This is a genomic window from Nonomuraea rubra, assembly GCF_014207985.1.
GTDB classification, from domain to species: Bacteria; Actinomycetota; Actinomycetes; order Streptosporangiales; family Streptosporangiaceae; genus Nonomuraea; species Nonomuraea rubra.
The window spans coordinates 769,177-793,160 of sequence record NZ_JACHMI010000001.1 but is presented as its reverse complement, the minus strand read 5'-3'; the positions used below and the strand labels follow the sequence as shown (position 1 = coordinate 793,160).

The window sequence follows — 23,984 nt, the reverse complement described above, 5'->3', positions numbered from 1 at the left end:
CACCCTCACCAGGAGGTGGATGGCGCCCTTCTCCGCCCGTTGTAGCAAGATGTCCGGATGATCGCCCCCAGCCCGTTACGGCCACGACGACTGCCGCTCTTCGGCCTCGCCGTCGCCCTCGCCTCCGTCGCCTTCGCCTTCAGCGCACCGTCACTGTTCGAGCTGACCGCCATGACACCGGGCGTGTACCACCTGCGCGGTCTGGCGGTGACCGTCGCGGCCGTCCTGGTGGCGCCGCTGCTCGGGGTGCTCGTGGACCGGGCGCGGCGGCGCCGTACGCCGATGGTCGTGCTGCCGCTCGTGGGTGCGGCGGGGATCGCGATCGCGGGCGGGACGGCGGCGGGATGGGACGCGGCGGGCACCCCCGCCGTCACGACCGGGATGATCATGGCGGCCGGCCTGGCGGCCCTGTGGCCGGTCGGGCACGAGGCGTACCTGCCGTCGATCGTGGGCCGCGAGCGGCTGGTTCCGGCGAACGCCCTGCTGTACGTGCTGCCGCAGCTCGTCATGGTGCTGGTCGGGATCGTGCTGTCCTGGGCCGAGTACAGGGACCTGGCTCTCGTGATCGCCGTCTGCGTGCTCCTGGTCCTCGCCGCGGTGGCGTTCCGCGGGGTCGAGGCGGTCGAGGAGCCGCCACCGGCCAGAAGCGGGCTCTGGCGGGAGGCGGTGGAAGGAGTGCGCTTCACGCTGAAGGAACCGGTGCTGCGGGCGATCGCCCTGTGCCTGGTGGTGACGACGCTGTCCGCCGAGTTCGCCGACGAGGTGGTGGACGCCGCCCGCGGTGCGCTGCTGGAGAACCGCCTGTCGGCGGGGCCCTTCTCGCTGTCCCTGACGATCACGAGCTACGGCGCGATCATCCTGGGGCCGCTGGTGGCCGTGCTGCTGCACCGCAGGCTCGGCGCCTACCGCCTGGCCTCGGCGGTCCTGCTGGCGAGCCAGCCGTTCACGCTGTTGCTCGCCCTGTCGGGGGTGGCGGGCGGGTTCACCTGGTACACGCTCGGCAGCCTCGTCCCGCTGGCCGGCTCGATCGCCGTCACCATCGCGCTGACGAGTCACCGCCAGGCGATCACCCCCGACCGGCTGCTCGGCCGGGTCGGCGGCACGCTGATCGCCCTGGTCGCGCTGAGCGAGGTCGCGGGGGCCCTGCTGCTGGGCCGGCCCGGGGACTGGCTCGCCGAGCTCGCGGAGGACGCGACGTCGCCGCTGCCCCTGCTTCCCGGCCTGGTCCTGGCCACGGCGCTGGCCATGGCCGCCGCCGTCCCGCTGCTGCGCGCCCGGCACCCGGTGGTCTCCGAAGAGGCGGCCGAGTCAGCGCACCCGTAGGACGCGGCCCTTGCGCTCGCCGGTGAACTCGCCGGACTCCACCACCACGTGCCCTTCCAGCAGCACGTGCACGATGCCGGACGGCCGCACGGAGGGGGCGGCGTAGGTGCCGGCGTGGCCGATGGTGGCCGGGTCGAAGACGCAGATGTCGGCCCAGGCCCCGGGTCCCAGCCAGCCCCTCCCGCGCAGGGCGAACTGGTCGGCGTTCGCGGAGGTCGCCTTGCGTACGGCCTCCTCCCAGGAGACGACCTGGCGCTCCCGCACGTACGTGCCGAGGAAGCGCGGGAAGCAGCCCCACGTACGAGGGTGCTCCAGGCCGGCGGGAAGCCCGTTGTCGGAGCCGATGCCGATGAGCGGATCGGCCATGATCTCGGTCAGGTCCTCCTCGGCCATCAGGAAGGCCACCATCGTGGCGGCGGGGTCGGCGGCGACCAGCGCGCAGGCGGCCGCCCAGGCGTCCACCTCCAGCCCGCGGGCGATGTCGGCCAGCGAGCGGCCGGTGTAGGCGGGCTGGGCGTGCGCGGTGACCAGCACGTCGTCCGGCGTGACGTCCTGCCACAGGCCCGCTCCCGTGCCGCCCGCCTCGGCCCGCGCGCGCAGCCGGTCCCGCTCGGACGGCGCCGCCAGCACCTCGCGCACCCGGCCGCCGGCCAGCGCCGACGGCGGCAGCAGCGCGGCCAGGACGGTCGCGCCCGCGACGTACGGATACTGGTCCCCGCGCACGTCCACCCCGCGCATCCGGGCCTGGCGCAGCCGGTCGAGCAACATCCGGGCCCGCCCGTGGTTCGCCCGCCCGGCGACCTTGCAGTGCGAGACCTGCAGCCGCACCCGGGCCCGCCGCGCCACCTCGATGGCCTCGTCCAGCGCCGCCGCCAGCCCGGCACCCTCGTCACGCAGGTGCGTGGCGTACGGCACCCCGTACCCGTGCGCCACGCCGGCCAGCGCCACCAGCTCGTCGGTGCCGGCGTAACCGCCCGGAGGGTAGATCAGCCCGCTGGACAGCCCGCACGCGCCCGCCGCGAAGGCCGCCGCGGCGAGGTCGCACATCCGGTCCAGATCGCCGTCGCGCAGGCGCTCGTCGAACCCGGCCACGGCCGCGCGCAGCGTCGAGTGCCCGATGAGGGTGGCCATGTGGTTCGTGGGGCCGGCCGCGGTGATCGTCTCCAGGTACTCGGCGAACATCCAGTCCGGCACGGCGGCGCCGGTCACCTCCGCCAGCACCGAGGCGTCGGGCGCGTAGGAGAAGCCGCAGTTGCCGTTGACCTCGGTGGTGACGCCCTGCAGCAGCTTGAACGGCTGCGGCTGCGCCATGAACGGCACCAGGTCGGAATGTGCGTGCGCGTCCACGAACCCCGGCGCCACGGCCAGCCCCGTGACGTCGATCACCCGGCGCGCGGCCCCGAGCTCCCGCCCGATCTCCACGACCCAGCCGCCCGAGATGGCGACGTCACCGGCGATGGCCGGGGACCCGAGACCGTCGTACACGGTGCCACCGCGAAGGATGAGATCGACCATGTAACCCGCCCATCATCGAATGAGTCAATAAGTCTTGTCATGTCATACAACGTCGCTCGCGAGTTTGGGTTCCACGGCGTCTCCCCGATCAATGACATCCAGTCAGAGCGGGAGCAAGGACCCTCTTGCGGACCGCATACCGGCTGGCTTTAAATACGCCCTGGCGCCGACCGAGCCGCCCCCGCCGCCAACGAGGAGCTTTCGTGACCATTCCCGCAGGTAGGGCACCAATGACCGATCTCCACGCCACCCTGTTAGCGCTATCACCGCGCCGCCCCGCCTCATGAAACTTTCTTTTTGCCCATCGGGAAAGCGCTTACCAGCCGCAAAGGAAACCGCCATGCGCTTACATCTGGCCGCCGCGGCCGCCGTCCTGGCCCTGGCCGCGACCGCGTACCCCGCCCAAGCCGCACCGCCCACCAAGCAGATGGAGGACCTGGACCGGGGGCTGGTCAGCGTCCGCTCCGGCTCCGGCAACCTCGTCTCCTGGCGGCTGCTCGGCACCGACCCCGACGGCGTCTCCTTCAACGTCTACCGCGGCTCCACCAGGGTCGCGTCCGGCCTGACCGGCTCGACCAACTACCTCGACAACGGCGCCGCCGCCGACTCCTCCTACACGGTCCGGGCCGTCGTGAACGGCTCCGAGCAGGCCGCCTCACCGGCCTCGCTGCGCTTCACCGGCGGCTCCTACCTGGACGTGCCCATCCAGCCGCCCTCCGGCGGCACCACCCCTGACGGCGTCTCCTACACCTACAGCGCCAACGACGCCAGCGTCGGCGACCTGGACGGCGACGGCCAGTACGAGATCGTGCTGAAGTGGGACCCGTCCAACGCCAAGGACAACTCCCAGTCCGGTTACACCGGCAACGTGTTCGTGGACGCGTACCGGCTGAACGGCACCCGGCTGTGGCGCATCGACCTGGGCCGCAACATCCGCGCCGGCGCACACTACACGCAGTTCCAGGTCTACGACTACGACGGCGACGGCCGCGCCGAGGTGGCCATGAAGACCGCCGACGGCACCAGGGACGGCGCCGGCACGGTGATCGGCAGCTCAGGCGCCGACCACCGCAACTCCAGCGGGTACGTGCTCAGCGGCCCCGAGTACCTGACCATGTTCAACGGCCTGACCGGCGCCGCCATGTCCACGGTGAACTACGACCCGCCTCGCGGCACGGTCTCCTCCTGGGGCGACAACTACGGCAACCGGGTGGACCGGTTCCTGGCCGGGACCGCGTACCTGGACGGCGAACGCCCGTCGCTGATCATGGCCCGCGGCTACTACACCCGCAGCGTCATCGCCGCCTGGGACTTCCGCAACGGCACCCTCACCAAGCGCTGGACGTTCGACAGCAACTCGGCCGGCTCCCAGTACGCCGGGCAGGGCAGCCACAGCCTGTCCGTCGGCGACATCGACCAGGACGGCCGCGACGAGATCGTCTACGGCGCCATGGCCGTCAACGACAACGGCACCGGCATGTGGTCCACCCGCACCGGCCACGGCGACGCCCAGCACCTGGGCGACTTCGACCCGGCCAGGGCTGGCCTGGAGTACTTCAAGGTCAGCGAGTCCAGCTCGCAGCCGAGCTCGCTCTACATCGACCCGCGCAACGGCGGCGTCCTCTGGTCCACCCCCGCGGGCTCCGACAACGGCCGCGGCGTGGCCGGGGACATCTCGACGGTCAGGGCCGCCAGTGAGTTCTGGTCCGCCGCCGACACCACCCTGCGCAGCGTCACCGGCAACGGCGCGGGCCGCGAGCCGTCCTCGGTGAACTTCCTCATCTGGTGGGACGCCGACCCGGTCAGGGAGCTGCTCGACCAGACCAGGATCGACAAGTACGGCACCAGCTCCGACACCCGCCTGCTGACCGCCTCCGGCGTGCACTCCAACAACGGCACCAAGGCCACCCCCTCGCTGTCGGCGGACCTGTTCGGCGACTGGCGCGAGGAGGTCGTCTGGCCCACCAGCGACAACCGCGCCCTGCGCGTCTACGCCACCACCACGCCGACGGACCGGCGCATCTACACGCTGATGCACGACCCGCTCTACCGCGTCTCGGTGGCCTGGCAGAACACCGCCTACAACCAGCCCCCGCACACGAGCTTCTTCCTCGGCGACCGCATGCCCGCGCCGCCGAGGCCGGACATCTACGTGCGCTGACCTCCGTACGTGCCGGATCCCGCGCCGGTTTCACCCGAGGCCGGCGCGGGCCCGCGCGAGCACGCGCAGGGCGCGGGGGAAGCCGGCGACCCGGTCGGCCAGCGCGTCGAGGGCGGCGGGAACCTCGGACTCCGGGACGCCGCGCGCCGTGAGCACGCCGGTCATCCAGCCCACGAAGGAGGTGAAGAGCTCGGGGTCGTCGACGTACAGGGCGGCGCGCAGGTAGTCGACGAGGGCGGCGAGGTGCTCCGCCGTCCATCCGGGCGGCTGCCCGGGCCTGGTGAGGTCGGCCACGAGGCCGCGTACCAGGTCGCCGGCGGACCGGGTGAGCTCGGTGTACTCCCGGTCGGCCAGTCGCCGCGGCTCGTCGCGGGAGGGGGCCCGGCGCGGCAGCGGCCCGGCGGCCAGGAGGTCGGCGGCGGCACGGGCGTCGGGGGCCCAGGCGTCGGCGCCGAGCAGGCGGGCGTAGCGGCCGCCGGGGCCGAAGGCGGCGCCGCCCACCACGACCGGCGTGCCCGCCGACTGGCAGGCCGTGATCGCGGCGTGCGCGGCCGGCAGCCGGATCGCCAGCGAGCTGGACAGCGCCACCGCGTCCGGGTTCGTCAGGTGCAGGTGCGCGACCAGGTGCGGCGTGGGGACCTGGGCGCCCAGGTAGTCGACGTGCCAGCCGCGCACCCGCAGCACCTCGGCCAGCAGCCGCGCGGGGAACGCGTGCCACTCGCCGTCGATGCACGCCACCATGATCCGCCCCATGGCCCGATCGATCTGCCGGGACGAGCGGTGCGCCAGGGAGGCGAGCACCCGCTCGTTGACCGCCGTGGCGGTGTGCTCCTGGGCCACCGAGATGCGGTTGGCCGCCCACTCGTGGCCGACGCGCGCCTGCACGGCGGCCACCACATCCAGCAGCAGGGTCTCCATGGGCAGGCCGGCGTCGAGCGCGTCCGCCGCCAGGCCGGTCGCGGCGTACTCGTCGCCGGCCGTCGCCGCCGCCCACAACGCCTCCACCCGCTCGGCGACGCCGGCCGTCACAGGCGTTCCCGCCCGGCCGCCCGAGGGGCCGAGATGGCGACGACCGCCATGTCGTCGTGCTCGCCCTCGCCGGCCCACTGGGAGGCCAGCATCTGCACGCGTTCAGCCAGCGCCTCCGGAGGCATGCCCGCGCACTGCCCGAGCTGCTCGCTCAGCCGCTCCTCGCCGAAGAACTCGTGGCCGAGCGGGCCGCCTCTGGCCTCGATGATGCCGTCGCTGTAGAGCAGGCAGGTCTCGCCGGGCTCCAGCACCGCCGAGTGGGTGACGCTGGTGATGTCGTCCAGGATCCCGATCAGCGTGCCGACGGCCGGGACGTCCTCGACGCGGCCGTCGTTGCGCAGGATCAGCGGCGCCGGGTGGCCGGCGCTGGTGAGCCGCAGCGCCACCCGCGGGCCGAGCTGCTGGAACGAGGCCAGCACGAGGGTGACGTAACGGGTCGGGTCGTCGTCGTTGACGAGCACCCCGTTCAGCAGCTCCAGCACGCGCTGGTGGTCGTCGGCCAGCGGTAGCAGGGCCCGCAGGGTGTTGCGGATCCGGCCGGTGAGCACGGCGGCCTCCAGGCCCTTGCCCGCCACGTCGCCGAGCACCACCAGCGACTCGCGTCCCGAGCCCGCGACCGGGTACACGTCGTAGAAGTCGCCGCCGACCCGCTCGCTGGGGCCGGCGGGCCGGTAGCGGGCCGCCAGCTCCACCCCGGGCAGGGCCGGCGTGGGCGGCGGCAGCAGCTCGGACATCAGCGTCTCGGTGACGAGCGCCTGCTCGGCGTAGAGCCGGGCGACCGAGATCGCGGAGCCGGCCCACAGCGCGAACAGCCGCACGAACAGCCGCTCGTCGTCGGAGAAGCCGGCCCGAGAGCCGCGTACCAGCACCAGCGCGCCCGCGGGCAGCCCGTGTCCCGGCAGGGCGGTCACCGCCACGGAGCCCACCTCGCCGGGCCCGTCACGCAGCACCCAGCCCGGGACGTCCTCAGGGGCGCTCCAGCGCGGGGGCACCGGCGGGAACCCCTGCAACGCCTCGGTCAGGCCGGGGAGCGTGCCGGGGTCGATGACCGCGTCCTCCCTGACCGCCTCGCCTCCCCGGGCGCAGCGGGCGATCGCGTACCAGCGCCCGGGCCGCGGCAGGACGACCAGCGCGGTGTCGGCCAGGCGGCGGGCGGCCAGGCAGGCGGTGACCTCCAGGCAGCGGTCCAGGTTCAGCGAAGGCAGCAGCTCGTTGGAGGCGTCGGACAGGAACGCGGCCCACTCCCGCAGCGAGTCCACCGCGTGCTGCCTGCCGGTGACGTCGATGAGCCACCAGACGGTGCGCCCGGCGGGCGCGTGCACGGCGTGCGCCTGGTAGACCCGGTCGCCGATCTCCCCGTACGGATCCGCCCCACGGCACCCGAAGTGCGCCCGCGACAGCCACCCCGGGACCACGTGCTCCAGCCGGTCGCCGATGACGGGGCCGGGCAGGAGCAGCCTGGCCGCCTCGTTCGCCTGCTCGACGGTCCCCATGGTGCTGACCGCCAGCATGGGGTACGGCGCGTCCTCCCACACCATCCCGACCATGGCACCATCCCGCGAGACCCCCGGATTCCTCACGCTACCGGCGGGACACCGGGGCCCTCTTTCCGCAATATCGCTTCTTTGCAGGATCTTTCCTCCGCTGGGCGTACGTGACCCGGGCGGCGCAGGCCGTACCGATGAGGAGGAGCGCGGCGACGGCCACGGCGACCCGCTGCACGCCGGCGGCCGAGGTGGGCGCGGCGAAGTAGACGCTGCCGAGCCCGGCCACGGCGGTCACCCCGGCGAGCACGGGACCCGTGGCGTTCAGCGCCGAGATCGCGGAGGCCAGCCGCGGCTCCACCAGGGACGTGATCCGCGCGATCAGCGGGCTGTACCCGGCGGCGTGCCCGGCTCCGGCGAGCATCAGCAGCGGCACGGAGGCCACCTCGTGCCAGCGCAGGGCCAGCAGGCCGGCTCCGGCCGCGAACGCGAGCGGTCCCGCCACCGGCAGGGCGTCCCGCAGCCGGCGCGGGTAGCGGCTCCAGGTCAGGCTGAGCGTGCCGAACCCCAGCGCGTACGGCACGAACGCCAGCCCCGCCCGCAGCGGCGAGTACCCGAGCGCGTCCTGGAGGTGCAGGGTCAGGGTGAGCAGGAAGACGGTATAGCAGCCCATGACGATCCAGCAGGCCGCCAGCCCCGGCTTCACGCCCGCCGGTCGCAGCGCCGCCGGGTCCAGCAGCGGATGCCGCGCCCTGGCCTCGTAACCGGCGAACCCCGCCAGCAGCGCCACCCCACCCGCCAGCGAGATCCACGCCCAGGCGGGCCAGCCCTGCTCCTGGCCGAAGATGAGCGGGACGGTGAGCGCGGTCATCGCGGCCGTCAGCACGGCGACGCCCGCCGGGTCGAGCCTGGCCTGCCCGTCCGTACGCGAATCGGGCAGCACCCGCCGCCCGGCCAGCGCCACGACCAGCCCGATCGGCACGTTGACCAGGAAGATCGGCCGCCACGAGAGCCCGAACAGGTCCGCCCCGGCCACCAGCCCGCCGATGACCTGGCCCAGCGCCACCCCCAGGGCGAGCACCATGCTGTAGACGCCGATCGCCCTGCGCCTGGCCGCCCCGTCGAAGTGCTGGAGGATGAGCGCGAAGATCTGCGGCGTCAGCAGGGCCGCGCCGGCGGCCTGCGCGACGCGGGCGAGCACCAGCACGGTCGCCGTGGGCGCCAGGCCGCACAACAGCGACGCGGCGGTGAACCAGCCGAGCCCCAGCAGGAACGCCCGCCGGTGCCCGATCACGTCGCCGATCCGCGCGCAGGTCACCAGGAGCACGCCGGTGGTCAGCAGGTAGCCGGAGACGATGAGCTGGATCGCGGCCCCGTCCGCGTTCAGCCCCTCGCGGATGGTCTGCGCCGCCACCGAGACGATGGAGCCGTCCATGGAGGCCATGACCTGGCCGGTGAGCAGCACGGCCAGCATCGGGCCACGGCGGACAGGTGTGATCATTCACCCAGCATGGTGCGGGGGTGGCCGGGCCGTATTGAAGGAATGTGCGGATCCGCGCGTTGTCGTACGGTGGTGCGGTGCGTACCACGAGGACGGTGATCGAGAGCCGCCACTTCGCGATCCGCGCGGTCGAGTGCACCGACGACCACGCCCGCTGGTCGGCTCCGGAGGCGGCGCCGTCCGCGCACATCGTGCTGGTCCGGCGGGGGCGGTTCCGGGTCGACGTCCAGGGGCGGAAGGTGACCGTGGAGCCCGCCACCGGATACCTGCACCTTCCCGGGGAGGAGATCCGGTTCGCGCATCCGGCGGGCGGCGACGTGTGCACGGCGGTCGCGTTCGCCGGGGACGAGCTGACCGCCGGGGTGCGGGCGGCGCCGCGCTCGCGGGCCGTCCGGGTGGACGCGCGGCTCGAACTGGCCCACCGGCTGCTCCTGCGTTCCGGCGGCGACCCCGGGTTCGCCGCCGCGGAGGCCGTGCTCGACCTGCTGCGGCTGGCCCTGCGCGAGCAGCCGCACGACTCCCCGCCGCCTGGGCGGGCCTTCCTGGCCGAACGTGCCAGGGAGGCGGTGCTCGCCGACCCGCTCGCCGGGGCGAGCCTGGTGGAGCTGGCCCGGCTGCTGGGGACGTCACCGTCGCATCTGAGTCACACGTTCCGGCACCACGTCGGCATGCCGTTGAGCCGTTACCGCAACCGCGTACGGGTCAGCCGGGCGCTGGCGCGCCTGGACCGGGGCGAGACGGACCTCGCCGCGCTCGCGGCCCGGCTGGGCTTCAGCGACCAGGCCCACCTGACCCGGGTCATGCGTGCCGAGCTGGGGCACACGCCCGGCCGGGTGCGGGCCCTGCTCGCGTCATGAGTGTGGCGGGGTTCGTGCCGCGGCTGGCGAGCGCGGTGGAGCTGCGCGACTGGTGTGCGGTGTTCGGCGAAGGGCATCGCGAGGTCTCCGGCGACCCGGCCCTGCCGGGCGCGCTGGCCGCGCGGCTGCTCGCCGAGGAGGGAGACGGCGGCCCGCTGCGCTGGGCCGCCCGCGCCAACACGCCGGCCAGCCGGACCCTCAACGATGCCTGTGCGCGGATCGTGGGTGCCGCCGAGTTGCGGCGCCAGGCGCACGATGCCCGGATCGGGTTCCTGCGCCTGTTCGTGGCCCCGCCGGCCCGCCGCAACGGGGTCGGCACCGCCCTGCTGGCCAGGGTCGCCGCGGACGCGCGCACGTCCGGGTGCGAGCGGATCCAGGCCACGGCACCGGCAGGAGGGCCCGGCGAGGCGTTCGCCCGGGCCTGGGGCGGCGTGCGGGAGCTGCTCCGTCTGGAGCTGCAGGAACAACGGCTCGACGAGGACGTCCTGGCCCGCTGCCGCGAGCTCGCCACGTGCCCCGACCCCGCCCGCTACGAGCCCGCGCACTGGTACGGCGCGGCCCCTGATCCGCTGGCGGACTCGTTCGGACAGGTGATGAGCCACGTCCTGGACGCCCCCGGCGCGACGCTCCAGCTGGCGCCCCGAGCCTGGGACCGGGCCGCGGTGCGCGCCTGGGAGGCGGGCATGACCGGCGAGCACCTGCTGGTCACGGCGGCCCTGCACCGCACCACCGGCCACGTCGCCGCCGCCACCGTGACCACCGTCGCCGCGGGCCGGCACGACCTGGAGGCCACCGCGGCGGATCGGCACGACCCGGAGGTCACCGCGGCGAGCCAGCACGACACCGCCGTGCTCCCCCAGCACCGGGGCCGCGGCCTGGCCCGCTGGATCAAGGCCGAGCAGACCCTCCGGCTGCACGCCCGCTTCCCCTCCGTACGCACCATCACGGCCACCGTCAACACGCGCAACCTCCCGATGCTGGCGGTCAACCGGGCCGTGGGCTACCGCACGATCACCGAACGGCTCCTGCTGGAAAATCCGCTGTAATCCGAATCCGGGTCCCAACCGGTAGTCATCACCGGAAGACGACGAGACGGAGATGACGGATGGACGACGGGTTCGCCGAGTACGTGGCACACCGGCAGCTACGGCTGTGCCGGATGGCGTACCTCCTCACCCGGGACTGGGGCACGGCCGAGGACGTGGTGCAGACCGCGCTGGCGAAGGCGTGGCTCGCCTGGCGCAGGATCGAGGGCAACCCCGACCCGTACGTCTACCGGATCATCGTGAACACCCACACGTCCTGGTGGCGCAGGCGCTGGCGCGGCGAGGTCCCGGCCGAGTCGCTGCCCGAGACCGCCGATCCGCGCGACGCGGCGGCCGAGGTGGACGACCAGGCCGCGCTCTGGAGCGCCATCGGCACCCTGTCCCCGCGCCAGCGCGCGGTGGTCGTCCTGCACTACTACGAGGGCCGCACGCTGACGCAGGTCGCCGGCATCGTCGGGTGCTCGCTGGGAGCGGTGAAGAGCCAGCTCAGCCGGGCCCTCGCCCGTCTCCGGGTCGATCCGGACATTCAGACCATGAGCTTGGAGAGGGTCAAGCGATGAGCCACACCGAGAACGACCTGCGGGAGCTCCTGACCGGGCGGGCCGGGGAGCAGGAGGGCGCGGCGGCCCGGCTCGACACGATCATCGGGCGTGGCCGCCGCATCCGCCGTACCCGGCGGGCACTGACGGCCGGCGCGGCGGCCCTGGCCGTCACCGCGGTCGCCCTGACCGGCGTGCAGCTGCGGCCCGGCGAGGCGCCGGTCGCCCAGCGGCCCGTGGACTCGGCCCAGGTGGAGCCGCCCGGTCCGGAGATCCCGGAGAAGTTCGAGGTGCGGCTGGGGGCCGAGCGGTTCGACCTCGGCCTCATCCACTCCGAACGCTTCGAGACGATGGGCGCCCGTTCCGTGACCTTCACCCCGACCAGCACCTCGACCGGGTACAGAGTGGTCTGCGACGATCCCGGGGCCTGGGTCGTCACGGTGCTACGGCTCAAGGGCGGTGAGCCGGGCGGCTCGGCCGCGCGGTGCGGCAACGTGCCCGGCGGGCACCACGACGAGCGCTCCGCGCCCGCTGACTGGCTGGAGCGTCCGCACTCCATGCAGGTGTGGGTCTTCCCAGCGGACGCCCCGGTCCGGAAGGTGGCGGAGGAGGTCACGGGCTGCCGGCCGATCGGCAAGGGAAGGGACTGCGACGGGCCTGCCCAGCTCCGCGCGCTGATGAACCCGGAGGTACGCGAACGGCTCCTGGCCGAGGTGGGCGACCGTACCGGCAGGTGGGCGGTCGCGATCTACGACCGGCCCGCCGCTCCGGGAACCCCCACCGGCTGAGCCCGTACCGGGCCGGTCACCGATCGGGCAGCAGGGAGCCGCGACGCGCCCGCCGGGTGGCGGCCAGCGCGCCCGCCAGCCCGCTGGCGGCGCAGACCAGCACCAGCCCGGCGTACTGCGGCAGCGAGTAGGCGAACCAGGGCCGGCCGGTGGCGGCCTGGCCGAGCGCGGTGAGGCAGGCGGCGGCGATGCCCGTTCCGATCAGCACCCCCGCGGCGGTCACGATCAGCGTCTCCCAGACCACCGCCCTGGTGAGCTGCCGCGGCGCGGTCCCCACCGTCCGCAGCAGCCTGAGCTCCTCGGCCCGTTCGGTCATCGTCATCGCGGTCGCGTTGAGCACCGAGATCACGGTGTAGATCACCGCCGACCCCACCAGGGTCGGGGCGGCCCACGCCGACGCCCCCGTACGGGTGACGCCCGCCGCCACGTCGGACGTCGTCACGGCGAACAGGAAGGTGCACGCGAGCGCCACGGTCAGCATCACCGGTGACGCCGCCGACATCGCCCGGCGCGGCTGGGCGACCAGGGACGCCCTGGCGAGCATCCCCGCACCGGGGTCGAGCCCGGCCACCACGGCCCCCAGCAGCCGGCCGATCCCGCGCAGCACGACCGGGCCCAGCGCCGAGGCGCCCACGCAGAGCACCATCGCCGCCCCCAGCCCGGCCGGCACCGCGTCGGCCGGTTCGAGCCGCGGCACCAGGAACACCAGCACTCCGCCCCCGACCAGCGCCACCACCCCGGCGACGGCCCTGGGCCAGGGCAGCAGCCGTTCCTGTGCCGCGCTGTCGCGCAGCACCTCCAGCGGCCCGACGCGTACCGCCTTGCGTGCCGCGACCCGGGCCGCGAGCAGCGTCACCACCAGCCCGGCCACCAGCGCCAGGACGAACGGCCCCGCCGTCACCCGCACCTGCACGCCGGCGGGCGCCAGCCCGGTCACCCGCACGAACCCGGCCATCAGCACGGCGTACGGCACGGCCAGCACGCAGCCCGCCGCGCTCGCCAGCACCGCCACCACCAGCGCCTCCGCCGTGACCAGCCGTCGCACCTGCCGCGGCGTCATGCCGACCGACCGCAGCAGCCCCCAGGTCCTGCGCTGCCGCAGCACGTGCAGGCTCAGCGTGCCCGCGACCACGAACACCGCCACGAACCCGGACACCACGGCCGACAGCACCAGCAGCCCCATGACCCCGTTCAGGTCGTCCCTGCCGGCCGCGGCGGCGACGACCAGGCCGCCCCCGGCCACCAGCGTGACGGCCAGGAGCACCGCAGCGAACGACGCGGCCACTCCCATCCGGTTGGCCCGGACGTTGTTGAAAGCGAGCACGAGCGTCACCGGCGGCCGCCGAGCCGCGTACCGATCTGCTCGGCGGTGGGCCGCTCCAGCACGTCCACGATCCGGCCGTCGGTCAGGAACAGCACCCTGTCCGCGCGCGCCGCCGCCTCCGGATCGTGCGTGACCATCACCACCGTCTGCCCAAACGCGCCGACCGCCTCCCGCAGCAGCCCCAGCACCTCGTGCCCGGTGGCCCGGTCCAGCGCCCCGGTCGGCTCGTCGGCGAACAGCACCTCGGGCCTGCCCAGCAGGGCACGCGCGATCGCCACCCGCTGCTGCTGCCCGCCGGACAGCTGCGCCGGGCGGTGCCCTTCCCGCCCCTCCAGGCCGACCCTGCGCAACAGCTCCCGCACCCGCGCCGGATCCGGCCGCCGCCGGGCCAGCCTGCTCGGCAGCACGACGTTCTGCCACGCGGTCAGCGACGGCACCAGGTTGAACGCCTGGAACACGACGCCGACGCGGTCGCGGCGCAGCACCGCGAGCTGCTTCTCCCCGAGGCGGGTGATGTCCTCCCCCGCCACCCGCACCGCTCCGGAATCCGGCCGGTCCAGCCCCGCGGCACACTGCAGCAGGCTGCTCTTCCCCGACCCGGACGGGCCCATCACCGCGGTGAAACTCCCGCGCGCGAACCCGACGCTGACCTGCCGGAGCGCCGCCACCTCGGTGGCGCCCTTCCCGTAGGTCCTGGTCACCTCCTCCAGGAGGACCGCGTGATCATTCATGATCAGCAGCGTGCCGGAACCCGCGCCCGCCGCCCATCGGGGACATCCCCGGCCCGCCCCTGGGACCTGCCCGGACCCGCCCTGACGGCGCCGGAGCGGTCAGAGCCAGTGCCACGTGACGCGGGCCCGCTCGGCCGCGTCTGCCAGCCACTCCTCGAAGGCGGCCGTTCCCGCCGCCGCCAGCGTGTCCGCGTCCGCCACGGCCTCCTCCCGCTTGTGCACCGAGCCCGTCAGGAACCGCCCCTCGAAGGGAACCGGCCCGGCGCAGCCCCCGGCCGGCACCGCTCGCAGCGGCTCGGGCAGTTCGCCGGACCACGCCCGGGCCCTGTTCAGCCGCACCTCCCAGCGATCATCGAGAGAGCCGTCGAGCTCGGCGACCTCGACCGGCTCCTCGGACACCACCCAGGCCGCCCACACCCTCGCGAACCGGTCACGGTGGCGGGCCAGGTACTCGGGCGCCAGCTCGGCACGCTTCCGGGCCCGGAACCGGTCGTCCTTGGCGTTCGTCGTCATGTGGTCGTGGAACGCCTCGGCGCTCATGCCCATCCGCTCCAGCCACTTCAGCATCGCCTCCCGGCCGGTGAGGCCGTGCCGCCTGCGGAAGCCGTCCGCGGCCGCCTGGACGTCGTCCGGGGCGACCTCCTCGCCGGCGGCGGCGTTGCGCAGGACGCAGAACCGTACCAGCTCCTCCTGCGGCGACAGCCCGGCACGCGTGAGCGAGCGGAGCATGAGCATCGCCTCCGGCATGGAGATCTGCATGCCGTCAACGGTGAGCAGGTTGCCCGCGGCCCAATGGGTCGAGTGATCGACCAGCCAGGACGTGCCGTCGTCCGGCTGCACGCCGAGCATGATCGTGCCGCCCGCGGGGTCGTCGATCAGCAGGTCGTAGTCCACGACCGGCGAGCCGGGCCGCGGGTTGCTCACGAGCTGGGCGGCGAGCGCGGGATACGACCGCGCCCAGTCGGCGGCGGCACGCCGGGCCTCCTCCACCGCCGAACGCCGGCGGGTCAGGCCGCGGAGCAGGCTCACGCCGCTCTCGAGTGCCGGGCCGAGCGAGGACTGTGTCATGGCGCATCCGTTTCTCCGGTGAGCCAGTCGGCGATGGCGTCGCCGATGGGCAGGCCGGTCAGGTCTTCGATCCAGGCCCACTGGCCGTTGGGGTTGATCTCGAGGAACACGTACTCCCCGTCGGGGGTCAGGATCAGGTCGATCGCGCCGAACGTCACGCCGAGCGCGGCGACCAGGTCGGCGCACCGGCGGGCGACGTCATCGGGCAGGTGGTGCACGCTGTGGCGGGCCCGGTCGAAGTCGTAGTGGCGCCAGTCGTCCCGGGTGCGCGGCGAGTCCTGCGAGGCGATCTCCGCGGCGAAGACCTGCCGCCCGACGACGGTGACCCGCAGCTCCACGGCCTTGCGGACGTACGGTTGCAGGATGGTCGGCTCGTGCGCCAGCCGCGCGCGGCCCGCCAGGTCCCTGCGCTGCACCACGGTGGTGTAGACGGTGTGCCGCGCGCCGTCGAGCTCGAACGGGGCGTACTCGATCGGCTTGGCGATCAGCCGCCCGCCCGCCCGCTCGTAAGCGGGCACCAGCTCGGACGGATCGTTGGTGACCACGGTACGCGGCACGGTGAAGCCCAGTTTCCTGGCCAGGGCCAGGTGGACCAGCTTGTTGTGCGCCCGGCGCAGCACCGGGTGCCTGGCCGGCAGCCAGCGCGCGTCCAGCAGGTCCCAGAACCCTTCCAGGAACCACTCCGAGAGCTCCCCCACGCGCTCCCGGAGATCACCGGCCGTGACGCCCGGGGCGGCGGCGGGCTGCCCGGGGCGCCGGTTCCACACGGCCGTCGTCCCGGCGAGATCCACGACCTCCCCGCCGGTGACCAGCCTCAGCTCGGTCCCGCCCGCCGCGAACCGCGCGGTCAGGTGGGCGGCGGCCGGGTACTGGGCGGGATCCCACCAGACGACCTCGGCGCCCCTGGCCTTCAGCTTGGGCAGGACCATCCGGACGGTGGTGTCACCGGGTTCGCTGAGAATCAGTAGCATGTGCCCCCCTCAGCCGCGCGGGAGGAGCACGGGGCCCCTCCCACGCGACGCCGAGTGATCTTTAGTAGTCGGACACCCAGCCGTCGGACGGCCTGCCCTCGGTGCCGTTCGTGTGGTAGCAGCGCTCCATCGGCCTGCCACCCGAGACGAGACCGAGGTCGGCCTCGTCGATCACCGGCAGCTCGTTGCTCAGATCGTCCAGGTTCACGATCTTCTTGTTCATGTCTTTCCCTCCCTTTCCTTCGAGGTACGAGCCGCAGCGCGTCCGCGCCGGAGTTCCGCGGCTCGTGGGGTGAAGCACACCAGCCGGGATTTGGAGCCGACTTGAATGTGGCTTGGAGGGGGAAAAATCCCTTGATGCGGGTCCTCGTCGTCAGTCCCGCATGGCCCGGATCAGCACGGGCAGGGCGACCAGCAGGAAGATCCCGCGCAGCGCTCCCGCGACGGGATACGCCGCGTGCACCCCGAACGTGTGCGCCACCAGCCCGCCGGCCAGCGCCCCGAGCGGCATCAGCCCCCAGCCGAGCATCCGGTAGACGCTGTTCACCCGGCCGAGCAGCCCGGACGGCACGATCTGCTGCCGGAGGCTGACGGTCACGATGTTCCAGAGCGTGGTGACGAAACCGGTGACGGCCAGCAGGGCGCCGAGCACGATCGCGTTCGGGCTCAGGCCGATGCCGGCGAACGTGACGACGTTCGTGACGAGGGCGGCGAGCAGGGCGGGCAGCGTGCCCAGCCGCTCGACGACGAGCGCGCCGGTCAGCCCGCCGAGCAGGCTGCCGATGGCGGCGCCGGCGAGCAGCAGGCCGTAACCGGGCGCGTCGAGGTGCAGCTCCTGGGTCGCCAGCAGGACGAGCGAGACGTTGCCGAGCTGCCAGCAGAAGGTGTTCACGCCGAGCAGGACCGCGAGGATGCGCAGCAACCGGTGCCCGGCCAGCCACCGCAGCCCGTCCGCGATCGCCGCCCGCATCGGCGGGTGCCCGCCCTCCCGGGGGGCGCCCGGCCGGGCCAGGGACACCAGCAGCACGGCGGACAGCGCGAACGAGGCGGCGTCCAGCCCGAACGGCAACGCCGCGCCGATGGCGAAGAGCAGCCCGCCGACCGGCGGCCCGGCGAACTGCAGGCCGACCGTGGTGATCGCCTGCTGATGACCGTTCGCCTGGTGCAGCAGCGGCTTGGCCACGAGGTCCGGCAGCACGGCCTGCGCCGCGTTGGAGAAGACGACCGTACAGGCGCCCAGCGCGAACGCCAGGACCGCCAGCACCGGCACGTCGATCCGGTCGAACGCGACCAGGACCGCGATGACCCCGACGATCACCGCCTGGATCGCCTGCGCCCGCCACATGAGCCGCACCCGGTCGTAGCGGTCGACCAGCACCCCGGCCGGCAGCGACAGCAGCAACCAGGGCAGGAACGTCGCCGCGGACACCACCGACACCAGCCGCGCGTCCTGGGTGACCGTGACGGCCAGCAGCGGGACCGCCGCCGCGAACGCCCCGTCCCCCACGCTGTTGATCCCCGTCGCCCACCACAACCGCCAGTACCCCGAGGTCAGGCGCGGCGCCGCTTCGCTCTGCGTCATGCCGCGATCTTCCGGCGAGGCGGCACCGCCACGACACCTTGTAGGTGACCGCTACATAATCGGCACATGGCTCTGACGGTCGATCTCGGCGTGGCCGAGCTGGCGGCGACCCGGTTCGCGATCTCGCCGCTGTCGGAGACCGTGTCCGCCCTGCAGCAGCTCGGTGATCGCGACCGCCACCCGGTCAACCTGCGCTGGCTGCGCTGGGCGGCGGACGAGCTCGCCAGGCGTCCGCTCGACCTCTCGCACACGTGGCCGCTGATCGTGAGCGACCGCCCGAACTGGCCGGAGTTCCTCGTCCCCGCTCCGCGCGGCTCGGGCGCGTCCATCGACGACGACCTGGCCGCGCTGCGGCGGACACCGGCGTCCCAGGTGCGGCTCAGCCTGCGGCGCGTGTTCGGCGAGCACCCGCCCGCGCCGATCGCCGCGCTCGCCGAGCAGCCGGCGGCGGGGCTGCGCGCGGTCGCCGGAGAGCTGCGCGCGGCGCACGACCGGCTCATCGCGCCGCACTGGCCGCGGATCCGGGCCGTGCTCGACGCCGACGTCGGCTACCGCGCCAGGCAGATGGCGGCGGGCGGTGCCGAGCGGCTGTTCGCCGACCTGCATCCCGACCTGCACTGGCAGGACGGCCGGCTGAGGCTGGAGGGGGCGCGCTGGCGGGCCGAGCGCATGGTGGACCGCGGCCCGGGCGGCCTGGTCCTCATGCCGGTCGCGCTCGGCACGCCGCACGTCCTGATCAAGGGGAGGACGTCCACGCAGACCACGGTCCGCTATCCGGCACGCGGGGTCGCGACGTTGTGGACCGCCGGGACGCGCGCGCCCGCGGGCAGCGCGGTCCGGCTGCTCGGCCGGGTACGCGCCGGGCTGCTGGAGGCCCTGCGCTCGCCCGCGACGACGACGGACCTGGCCCGCGCGCTCGGCGTCACCCCCAGCGCGGTCTCGCAGCACCTGCGCGTGCTGCGCGCGAGCGGGCTGGTCACCAGCGAACGCTCCGGACGCCACGTCCTGCACCTGACGACCGCCCTCGGAACGGCCCTGATCGGGGAGGGCTAGCTGTACGGCCGCCCGGCGTCCGGGACCGGCGGATCACCTCGGGAAGATCTCCATCTCTCCGAGCATGCGCCAGCTCTCCAGGGCCTTGATCGAGTTGGGGTATTCACCCTTGGCGATCCAGTCGCCCAGCCTGCGCTTGCCCGCGTACTTCTTCAGCTGCCCGTTGAACTCCCCCACGTTGTAGTACACGTACGTCCAGTAGACGAGCTCGTCCCTGGTCGGGGCGGCGTAGCCGTAGGTCCTGACGTCGGCCAGGAACAACGCGCGGCGCCGCTTCAGCATGGCGGCCTCTCCCTGCAGCCCCATCGTCAGGTTGGGGAACAGGGCCGACTCCACCAGGGTGCCCTTCTCGTTGCGCCTGGTGTCGAGGACGACCCTTCTCTGGTCGTAGGGCAGGAAGTTCCTGCCGGGCACCCTGGAGGCGTTCATGTCGAGGAAGAAGCGGTCGGTGCCGAGGTAGTCGTAGCCGAAGATCGGGCTGGTGGTGCTGACGCTCCTGAGCTGCGCGTCCGTCGGGTCGCCGTCGTCCTTCCCCAGGCCGATGCGATCGCGTACGTAGTCGGCCAGCCCCTCCAGGAACGCGTACGTGTAGAGCTGGTCCGCCGGCAGGTCAGGCGTCGCGGCGGTGAAGACGACCTCGAGCACCTGCGGCGGGGTGTTCTTCAACCAGTACTTGACCTGCGAGTTCGGGTACTTCTGGACCAGCCTGGCCAGAGGTGTGGTGAACGCGCCGAAGAACCGCCGCTCACCGGCGGCGTAGGCCGGCGTCCCGGCGCGGGCCCGATCGGCCACCAGCCCGGCCCACTGCGCCTGGACCGCCTCCACGTCGCTCGCCCTGCCGAGCACGCCCAGCGCGTGAGTGATCCTCGCCCGTCCCGCGTTCAGGTTGAACGTCACGCTCTTGCCCCGCTTCACCTCGCGCAACGCGCTCCTGAGCACGTCGACGTCGGCCTTCACGCTCGCGTCCGGGACGAGGTACCGCTTCCTGGCCTGGTCGACGACCCGCTCGCCCCGCGTCTGGAGTCCCGCCGCCTGCGCCGGGCTCCCGGCGACGGCCACGGCACAGGCCAGAGCGGCGACGGCGAACCCGCGTCGTGAGTACGTGTGCATGCCGGCTGCCTCCAGAGGTCGGTTGGGCCTCCTTGCTACCGGCGCGGGTGTTGACCTGCCATGGCGCGGCGTCCGTGGTCATACGTGGACAAATCCCCGCCTGGACGTCCGCCCACGGTCGGACCTCCGGCCTCTGCCTGAGGTCGTAGGAGCAGCACCGGCGTCCGCCCGAAGATGCGACCCGAGCCAGACGCGCCCGCACCCCGCCGCCCGCCACCATGCTGTTGCACCCTCCAGCCAGACCATTCCGGACAAGGACGGGCACGAACCCATGACCCCTCAGGGCCGCATCACCCGATGGCGGCAGACCGGCGCGGACCGCCGGGCCGCCAACGCCGCAGCCAACCTGGACCGGCAACCCCCGTTCCCTGGACGGTGGGTGAGCGCCGTCTCGCTGATCGCCGGCCCCGTCCTGATCATGACGGGCACCCTCCTGCGCTCCCCCTTCCACTTCTTCGTCCCGCACCAGCTCACCGCCTACACTCAGCACCCCACCCTGATCATGACCGCCTACACCTGCTTCGCCGCGGGTTTCGTCCTGTTGTGGCCGGCGGTCATGACCCTGGCCCAGCGCATCGCCGCCACCAGCCCGCTGTGGGCGATGTGGGGCGGCTGCCTGGTGATCGTCGGCCTGTTCACCCGCACCTTCCAGTACGGCACCGACTACCTGACCTTCCACCTGATCGACAGCCTCGGCCCGCAGACCGTGCTCGACGGCATCAACCACTACTACCGGGAACGGCTGGAATCGAGCTGGCACCCGTTCAAGGCCATGTCGGGACCGGCCTTCTTCGGCTGGATCGTGCTGGCCATCGGCGCCTACCGCTCCGGCGCCCTCGGCCTGGGCCGCTCGGTCGCGCTCGGCCTGATGTCGGCGCTCGCGCTCGGCACGCTCAAGGGCACCGAGCCCCAGTCCTTCCTCGCGGTGGGCGGCCTGTGCGTCGCGTTCATCCCCCTGGGCGTCTCGTTGCTGCGCGGCGGGCCCCCGCCGACCAGGCGTGCCATGTTCTGGATCGTTCTCCTCGTCCTCGTGCACGTTCTCATGACGGCGTACGGGCCCAAGGGGTGAAGGTCCCCCGTGGGAGGACACAATCGCCTGGGGTGCCCTCGGTGGCCAGGTCGTACAGGATCATGAGCACCGGCCCGGCGAAGCAGCTCAGGATCCACAAGGTGCCGGCGAATCGCTCCCCGGAGCTCAGATCTCCCGCGCAGTAGAGCTGCGCGCGAGCCACCAGGTGAATGTCGAGAAAGGTGCCGAACGTCGCGCACAGCACTGCGCTGATGAGGGAGAGCCCGCATCCGAACGTCCAGTAGACCTCCCGCACCTGTGGTAATCGCCGCTCTGTCACCGCGCCATCAAAACAGACACGTTTGCGCGCGCGGCGCAGCCCGTGTGCGGATCCGGTGCAGGTTACCGCCGCCCGGCAGGGCCCGCACCGTTGATCCACCTATCGGAGAGAGCGTGCTCGGCTGATCGGCATGGTGTCAGGAGCCGCTCGCGGTGCCGGGACCACCCAGGTGCCGGGCGAAGAATCGGATCGAGCTGTCGATCTCGAAGGACGGGACTCGAAAGTGGCTGCCGGGGTTGGCATGCAAGGTCTTCTCGGCGGAGCCGAGCGCGTCGAACAGCTTCATGACCGAATCCCGCGGACTGCCTTCATCGTCCCACTGCAGCACGAACTCGACCGGGATCGTGACCCGCGCCGCGGTCTCGGTGAGCCAGTCGCTGCCGACGAGGCCGAGGACGGCAGCGGTGATCCGAGGTTCGGCCGCGACGAGGCGGATGCCCATCTCACCGCCCTGGGACAGGCCGTAGTACCCGACGGGCCGGCTGTCGCCGACGGAGTCCAGTTTCCGGAGCGCGTCCAGGGTGGTCTGCCAGTCGGGTATGAGCTGTGCTGCCACGGTTTCGTTGAGGGCGGGCCACTCCGGGCCGGACCAGAAGGGCTCGCCCGCGGCCTCTCGTTCCTGGGTGAGCGCGACCAGTCGCCGGATCTCCGGGTGCTCCGGCCTGTCGCCGGTGCCTGGCGCGTCGATCGCGGCGACCGCGAAGCCGCAGGAGGTGACGTAGGGGAAGGCCCGGGAAACGACCTCCCATCCCTTCTTGTGCGACCCGCCGCCGTGCCCGATCAGGACCAGCGGACGGGGACCGGAGCCCTCGGCGGGCGTCCAGAGCACCCCGGGGATGTCTCCGATGGTGAAGAGCTGTTCGCGGATGCCATCAGCGACGGTTTCCGAGGTGATACGCATGGCCCGATTACATCGGCATTCCCGCTGACGCGACCAGTCAATTTCGGTCGCCGGAATCGTCTTATGATCACGTTCATGCCCGAAAGGATCTCCCGATCAACCGCTCGTGTGCTGCTGGTGGATTCCGTCGATCGGCTCCTGCTCTACCGCGGGCTGCTGCTTCAGGTCGAGAAACCTTTCTACGCCTGGTTCACCCCGGGAGGCGCCGTCGATCCCGGCGAAACCCTGCATCAGGCCGCCGCACGCGAGCTCCGGGAGGAACTGGGATACGTCATCGCCCCTTCGGCTCTCGGACCGGTCGTCGCGACCAGTTCGGGAACCTGGTCACTACGCGGCGAGATGTTCACCTCCGTGGATTCCTATTTCTTCCTTCGCGTCAGCGACCTGAAGGTGGACACCTCGGGCATGGACGACGAGGAACGTCAGACGACCGACCGTTTCGAGTGGTGGGCAGTTCCGCAGCTGAGGTCGGCGGCCGAGCTCGTGGTCCCGGCGGGCCTGCCCGCACTGATGGACCTCCTGCTGCAAGGGAACCTTCCCGCTCAGCCGATCGAGCTGCCGTGGCATTTGCCAAGTACGGGCCCGCGCCGAACCGGTAGCGATGTAGCGCTCCAACCACGCAAGCCCTATTCTCACCCGTCGTGAAGCCCCTGAAGATCGCGGCACTCTCCTGCGTGCGACTGGGACCGCACGCCGCCCTTCAAGATCGGCAAGTACTGGCTCCTCGGCCTTCCCGGACACCGGGCAAGACCAAGCGGGACTGGGAGAGGGTCGAGTCGTCCTTCTACCGCGACACCCCCGAGTCCGGCAAGGTCGCCAACATCAAGCGGTGGGTCAAGGCCGGCTTCCGCACCGCCGACCCGGCCTCCTGCAACACCTGGGCGGCCCCCTCGTCCAAGGTCTCCTGACATCATCACCCCAGCCCGGCCTGCCGGAACGTCCTGATCACCGGAGGCGCGGGCGGCATCACCGCGGCAACCAGCCGGGCGGTCGCCGGCGCTCGTGTGGCGGCCGGGCGTTCGCCACACGACGGCAAGACGCCCGCGCACCCGGGCCGTACCGTCGCCCCTACCGCGTGCGGGACGCGGTCGGAGTGTCATCCGCTTCGAGCGCGATGACCTGTTCCAGAGCGCGCCGCAACACGGCGACCACGTCCTCGCCGAGAAGCCGTGACCATCGCTGCTCGACGTCCGCGAGGATCCGGGCGGCCGCGGCCTGAGCCATCCTGCCTTGCTCGGTGAGGCGGATGATCTTCGCCCGGCGGTCGCCCTCGTCGGCGACCCGTTCGAGGTAACCGTGTTCCTCCAGGTCGCCGACGAGTTCGCCGATCGCCTGCTTGGTAAGCCCGGAGCGTTCGGCGAGCGTGGTCAGCCGCGAGCCCTCGGCGTCGATGTGCCGGAAGACCGAGCCGTGGACGTACCGGATCCCCTCGAACCCCTCCTCGGCCAGCCGCCGGTGAAGTCCCTCGAGCGCAATGTCCCTGACCTGCGTGAGCAGGGTGGGGAGTGGCAGCTTCCGGCGTTCTGAAGACGTCGTCATCGTGGTGCGGTCCCTCTTCCAGGCAAGTTCGTCAGGCGACTTGACAATATCAGCCGGCACAGTGGTAAGGTCGCCTGACTGTTAGGGCGCTTGACTAATTCCTGGGAGGACGA

24 protein-coding genes are annotated in these 23,984 nt (G+C 72.8%); 10 read left to right on the top strand and 14 right to left on the bottom strand.

Features of this window, described 5'->3' with window-relative positions:
* Positions 1–57: 57 nt before the first annotated feature.
* Positions 58–1,323 (top strand): MFS transporter, encoded by a 1,266-nt coding sequence (locus HD593_RS03595; RefSeq protein WP_185100705.1) that lies wholly within the window; start codon positions 58–60, stop codon positions 1,321–1,323.
* Here HD593_RS03595 and HD593_RS03590 read toward each other — a convergent pair.
* Positions 1,309–2,838: an N-acyl-D-amino-acid deacylase family protein gene (locus tag HD593_RS03590; protein WP_185100704.1), complete on the bottom strand. Its 1,530-nt coding sequence runs from the start codon at positions 2,836–2,838 to the stop codon at positions 1,309–1,311. The genes HD593_RS03595 and HD593_RS03590 overlap by 15 nt on opposite strands.
* A 340-nt stretch (positions 2,839–3,178) precedes the next feature.
* Here HD593_RS03590 and HD593_RS03585 point away from each other — a divergent pair, with 340 nt between their 5' ends.
* Positions 3,179–4,999: a rhamnogalacturonan lyase gene (locus tag HD593_RS03585; protein WP_281402444.1), complete on the top strand. Its 1,821-nt coding sequence runs from the start codon at positions 3,179–3,181 to the stop codon at positions 4,997–4,999.
* Positions 5,000–5,029: 30 nt separating this feature from the next.
* Here the strand turns inward: HD593_RS03585 and HD593_RS03580 are convergent, their stop codons facing one another.
* The 3 genes from HD593_RS03580 to HD593_RS03570 are packed head-to-tail and all read right to left on the bottom strand — an operon-like array spanning position 5,030 to position 9,013.
* Positions 5,030–6,028 carry a cobalamin B12-binding domain-containing protein gene (locus tag HD593_RS03580; protein WP_185100703.1) on the bottom strand — a complete coding sequence of 333 codons (999 nt, stop codon included), beginning with the start codon at positions 6,026–6,028 and terminating at the stop codon, positions 5,030–5,032.
* Positions 6,025–7,575, bottom strand: a complete 1,551-nt coding sequence (locus tag HD593_RS03575) for a PP2C family protein-serine/threonine phosphatase (RefSeq protein WP_246546240.1) — start codon at positions 7,573–7,575, stop codon at positions 6,025–6,027. The genes HD593_RS03580 and HD593_RS03575 overlap by 4 nt, the downstream gene beginning before the upstream one ends.
* Before the next feature lie 34 nt (positions 7,576–7,609).
* A complete protein-coding gene (locus tag HD593_RS03570) occupies positions 7,610–9,013 on the bottom strand; it encodes an MFS transporter (RefSeq protein ID WP_221524595.1) in 1,404 nt (467 codons plus the stop codon).
* 77 nt (positions 9,014–9,090) lie between these two features.
* Between HD593_RS03570 and HD593_RS03565 the strand changes: the two genes are divergently transcribed.
* From HD593_RS03565 to HD593_RS03550, 4 genes are read left to right on the top strand one after another with little or no spacing between them, the layout of a single operon-like run.
* Positions 9,091–9,870 carry a helix-turn-helix domain-containing protein gene (locus HD593_RS03565; protein WP_185100702.1) on the top strand — a complete coding sequence of 260 codons (780 nt, stop codon included), beginning with the start codon at positions 9,091–9,093 and terminating at the stop codon, positions 9,868–9,870.
* Positions 9,867–10,916: a GNAT family N-acetyltransferase gene (locus HD593_RS03560; RefSeq protein WP_185100701.1), complete on the top strand. Its 1,050-nt coding sequence runs from the start codon at positions 9,867–9,869 to the stop codon at positions 10,914–10,916. The genes HD593_RS03565 and HD593_RS03560 overlap by 4 nt, the downstream gene beginning before the upstream one ends.
* Before the next feature lie 59 nt (positions 10,917–10,975).
* Positions 10,976–11,476: a SigE family RNA polymerase sigma factor gene (locus HD593_RS03555; RefSeq protein WP_185100700.1), complete on the top strand. Its 501-nt coding sequence runs from the start codon at positions 10,976–10,978 to the stop codon at positions 11,474–11,476.
* Positions 11,473–12,243 carry a hypothetical protein gene (locus HD593_RS03550; RefSeq protein ID WP_185100699.1) on the top strand — a complete coding sequence of 257 codons (771 nt, stop codon included), beginning with the start codon at positions 11,473–11,475 and terminating at the stop codon, positions 12,241–12,243. Before HD593_RS03555 ends, HD593_RS03550 begins: the two co-directional genes overlap by 4 nt.
* A 16-nt stretch (positions 12,244–12,259) precedes the next feature.
* On the opposite strand, the gene HD593_RS63215 is transcribed toward HD593_RS03550, so the two are convergent.
* The 6 genes from HD593_RS63215 to HD593_RS03520 all read right to left on the bottom strand — a co-directional run bounded on the left by HD593_RS63215 (position 12,260) and on the right by HD593_RS03520 (position 17,919).
* The gene (locus tag HD593_RS63215; RefSeq protein ID WP_185100698.1) at positions 12,260–13,567 is read right to left on the bottom strand and encodes an ABC transporter permease; all 1,308 of its coding nucleotides are present in this window, start codon (positions 13,565–13,567) and stop codon (positions 12,260–12,262) included.
* Positions 13,568–13,572: 5 nt separating this feature from the next.
* Positions 13,573–14,298, bottom strand: a complete 726-nt coding sequence (locus HD593_RS03540) for an ABC transporter ATP-binding protein (protein ID WP_185100697.1) — start codon at positions 14,296–14,298, stop codon at positions 13,573–13,575.
* 99 nt (positions 14,299–14,397) lie between these two features.
* Positions 14,398–15,366, bottom strand: a complete 969-nt coding sequence (locus tag HD593_RS03535) for a TIGR04500 family putative peptide maturation system protein (RefSeq protein WP_185100696.1) — start codon at positions 15,364–15,366, stop codon at positions 14,398–14,400.
* Positions 15,363–16,337, bottom strand: coding sequence for an MvdC/MvdD family ATP grasp protein (locus HD593_RS03530; RefSeq protein ID WP_185100695.1), 975 nt, complete (start codon positions 16,335–16,337; stop codon positions 15,363–15,365). The genes HD593_RS03535 and HD593_RS03530 overlap by 4 nt, the downstream gene beginning before the upstream one ends.
* Positions 16,338–16,398: 61 nt before the next feature.
* On the bottom strand, positions 16,399–16,560 hold the full coding sequence (locus HD593_RS03525) for a hypothetical protein (protein ID WP_185100694.1): 162 nt from the start codon (positions 16,558–16,560) through the stop codon (positions 16,399–16,401).
* 150 nt (positions 16,561–16,710) lie between these two features.
* Positions 16,711–17,919, bottom strand: a complete 1,209-nt coding sequence (locus tag HD593_RS03520; protein WP_185100693.1) for an MFS transporter — start codon at positions 17,917–17,919, stop codon at positions 16,711–16,713.
* Between the two features lie 66 nt (positions 17,920–17,985).
* On the opposite strand from HD593_RS03520, the gene HD593_RS03515 reads away from it, so the two are divergent.
* Entirely contained in the window at positions 17,986–18,972 is a 987-nt protein-coding gene (locus HD593_RS03515; protein ID WP_185100692.1) for an ArsR/SmtB family transcription factor, read from the top strand.
* A 33-nt stretch (positions 18,973–19,005) separates the two neighbouring features.
* Here the strand turns inward: HD593_RS03515 and HD593_RS03510 are convergent, their stop codons facing one another.
* A complete protein-coding gene (locus HD593_RS03510; RefSeq protein WP_185100691.1) occupies positions 19,006–20,082 on the bottom strand; it encodes a hypothetical protein in 1,077 nt (358 codons plus the stop codon).
* A 271-nt stretch (positions 20,083–20,353) separates the two neighbouring features.
* Between HD593_RS03510 and HD593_RS03505 the strand changes: the two genes are divergently transcribed.
* Positions 20,354–21,151 (top strand): hypothetical protein, encoded by a 798-nt coding sequence (locus HD593_RS03505; protein ID WP_185100690.1) that lies wholly within the window; start codon positions 20,354–20,356, stop codon positions 21,149–21,151.
* On the opposite strand, the gene HD593_RS03500 is transcribed toward HD593_RS03505, so the two are convergent.
* Together HD593_RS03500 and HD593_RS03495 are read right to left on the bottom strand one after the other, a co-directional pair.
* A complete protein-coding gene (locus HD593_RS03500; protein ID WP_185100689.1) occupies positions 21,123–21,431 on the bottom strand; it encodes a hypothetical protein in 309 nt (102 codons plus the stop codon). The two genes, HD593_RS03505 and HD593_RS03500, sit on opposite strands and share 29 nt — an antisense overlap.
* Positions 21,432–21,567: 136 nt before the next feature.
* Positions 21,568–22,332 carry a dienelactone hydrolase family protein gene (locus tag HD593_RS03495; RefSeq protein WP_185100688.1) on the bottom strand — a complete coding sequence of 255 codons (765 nt, stop codon included), beginning with the start codon at positions 22,330–22,332 and terminating at the stop codon, positions 21,568–21,570.
* A gap of 75 nt (positions 22,333–22,407) precedes the next feature.
* Between HD593_RS03495 and HD593_RS03490 the strand changes: the two genes are divergently transcribed.
* Both HD593_RS03490 and HD593_RS03485 read left to right on the top strand, forming a co-directional pair.
* Complete coding sequence (locus tag HD593_RS03490; protein ID WP_185100687.1) at positions 22,408–22,977, top strand: NUDIX hydrolase; 570 nt, start codon at positions 22,408–22,410, stop codon at positions 22,975–22,977.
* Complete coding sequence (locus tag HD593_RS03485) at positions 22,974–23,240, top strand: hypothetical protein (RefSeq protein ID WP_185100686.1); 267 nt, start codon at positions 22,974–22,976, stop codon at positions 23,238–23,240. Before HD593_RS03490 ends, HD593_RS03485 begins: the two co-directional genes overlap by 4 nt.
* A 160-nt stretch (positions 23,241–23,400) precedes the next feature.
* Here the strand turns inward: HD593_RS03485 and HD593_RS03480 are convergent, their stop codons facing one another.
* A complete protein-coding gene (locus tag HD593_RS03480) occupies positions 23,401–23,871 on the bottom strand; it encodes a MarR family winged helix-turn-helix transcriptional regulator (RefSeq protein ID WP_185100685.1) in 471 nt (156 codons plus the stop codon).
* Positions 23,872–23,984: the final 113 nt, after the last annotated feature.